Consider the following 1,993-nt stretch of genomic DNA (forward strand, 5'->3'; position numbering starts at 1 on the left):
ACCGCCGGCGCCGGGTAGCCTGCAAACGCACCCTCATGAATAAGAGAGGTTAGGCTGCGCGACGAAGAGGACGTCGAATTCGCTGTCGGAGCGGACGAGGTCGTACTGTCCCGCGACGGCGCCAAGACAATCGAGAAAAAGGTCAAACTGCCGCTTCGGTGGATCAAGGGCTTCAGCGAGGTCCAAGCCTATCAGCCGCGTCTAGAGCCAAGAATGGAAGTGACAGCGGCAGAGGGACTGAGGTTTGTGAGGGGGCTCCCCAAGGCATCTCGCCCCAAGATGCCAAGCTACGCCATACCCTCAGGGCGGTCCATCCGCCTCACCCAGCGGAGTCAGAACGGAGCAGTTCCGATACTCGGCACTCATCGGGTGAAGGTGATCGAACCGTTGCTGCTTCGGGCCAAGGGATTGCGTGTCTGGTCCGACGACGAAAGCGGCGCGAGCGCTTGGGAAATCGTTTATCCGGAAGGGACGTTTTTTCTCATGATCAGCCCGGAAGTATTCCGAGGCTTTTCAGGAGAGGGTCAGCTCTTGCGAACTCTCGCCACGCCGCCTCCCGAGGCAACGATCGCCAAGGTCCGGGCTGCGCTCAAGTGGCAGTCACAGGTAGACACGGAACAACTGGCAAAAGACATCGGTGCCTCCGGTTCGGAGGTCAAGGCAGCATTGGGCATTCTCGGCACGCGCGGGCTCGCCGGTTACGACGCAATCAACGAGCATTACTTCCATCGAGAACTACCGTTTGATCTTGCCAAGGTGGAGGAAATGCAACCGCGTCTGGGCAATGCTCGCAAACTCATCGAAGCGGGCAAGGTACGGCGAGTGGATGGCGCTTCCGATCCGGCAAAGTTCGAAGTTGATGGTACCGGCACGGTTCATCTGGTGACCCTTTCGGACGATGGCGATTCCTGCACTTGCCCATGGTTCAGCAAGTATCTGGGCCAACGCGGCGCGTGCAAGCACGTCCTTGCCGCCACGCTCCTTATGCAGGACGAGGAATCGGGGAGCGAGGACCTATGACTGCCGATGACCTCGAAGAATTGGTCCTTTCGACCAAAGATACGATGGGGTTCGCAAATGCATTGTCTGGCTTGGACGATAAGCAACGTGCCAAGCTGTCGTCCAGCGCCCAGAAGCTGCACCGCCAGCTATCGGAGGGGAAGCCGAATGCGTCTGCATCGGACCGACTGAAGGAGTTTCTCTCCCGTCGAACGGGCGAGGTCTGGTCACAATGGAATTCTAGGGAAAACCGCAACGCGTGCCTCGCAATCTTTGCGGTTGGGCCACTGTCTGCTGTCAAGAAGTGGCAGGTTCGTGTCTGGCATGATGATACCCCGGCGCTTGAGCGCGTCATTCGCGATCGCAGGCCGGAATGGATGGACGACTGGATCGCGCACGAACTGGAGCAACAAGGGACTTCAATCGAATTTCCAACCCTACACGGCTGGGTTCAGGATCGCGTCTGTGGCAAACCGGAGTCCGACGGCTACTACCGCCTTTTCGCCCATCACATGATGCGGACGGGGTTCTACGGCAGGAAAGAGGAATATGTTCCTGCTTTGAGCGAACAACTGCTTAAGGCTCCGGAACTGATCCCGGACATCGATGGCTTGTTCAGGGTCGAGACCAACGCCTTCAATACCAATGCCTGGCTGACCAAGGGCGCACCGGCCCACTATGAGACGTGGCCCCAAGCTTTGATCAGATTATCGCGCGCTGGCCACTTGGAGAGAGCGCATCTGCTGCGCCTTGCGCTCGATGGGCTGCGCTTGGACATCAAACAGAATCAGCTATCAGGTTATCACAAGTTCTACCGAGCCATGGAGCCAACAGCGGCTGAGTTGATCGACCATCAGCCGGACTACATTGAGCTTTTGTGCCACCCGGTTAGCCACGTCGCCAAGTTTGCCATCGATATGCTCGCAAAGGTCGAGAAGGCTAAGAGCCTGATCCGAAATTAAGTTGAGTGGTGTCAGCGGGTTAGCTTGACGCC

The 1,993-nt window shown here is 57.9% G+C and carries 2 protein-coding genes; both read left to right on the top strand.

The window, feature by feature from the left end; genetic code table 11:
* The first annotated feature begins 369 nt into the window (after positions 1-369).
* The gene (locus AX708_RS12925; protein ID WP_197426394.1) at positions 370-1,020 is read left to right on the top strand and encodes an SWIM zinc finger family protein; all 651 of its coding nucleotides are present in this window, start codon (positions 370-372) and stop codon (positions 1,018-1,020) included.
* A complete protein-coding gene (locus AX708_RS12930) occupies positions 1,017-1,961 on the top strand; it encodes a DUF6493 family protein (RefSeq protein ID WP_067490205.1) in 945 nt (314 codons plus the stop codon). Before AX708_RS12925 ends, AX708_RS12930 begins: the two co-directional genes overlap by 4 nt.
* Positions 1,962-1,993 lie beyond the last annotated feature (32 nt).

Origin of the sequence: Erythrobacter sp. CCH5-A1, assembly GCF_001557115.1 — a bacterium.
Lineage (GTDB): Bacteria > Pseudomonadota > Alphaproteobacteria > Sphingomonadales > Sphingomonadaceae > Erythrobacter.

Bases quoted from the DNA above. Each gene is read 5' to 3' on its own strand.
- AX708_RS12930 (WP_067490205.1), top strand. From the start codon at position 1,017: ATGACTGCCGATGACCTCGAAGAATTGGTCCTTTCGACCAAAGATACG.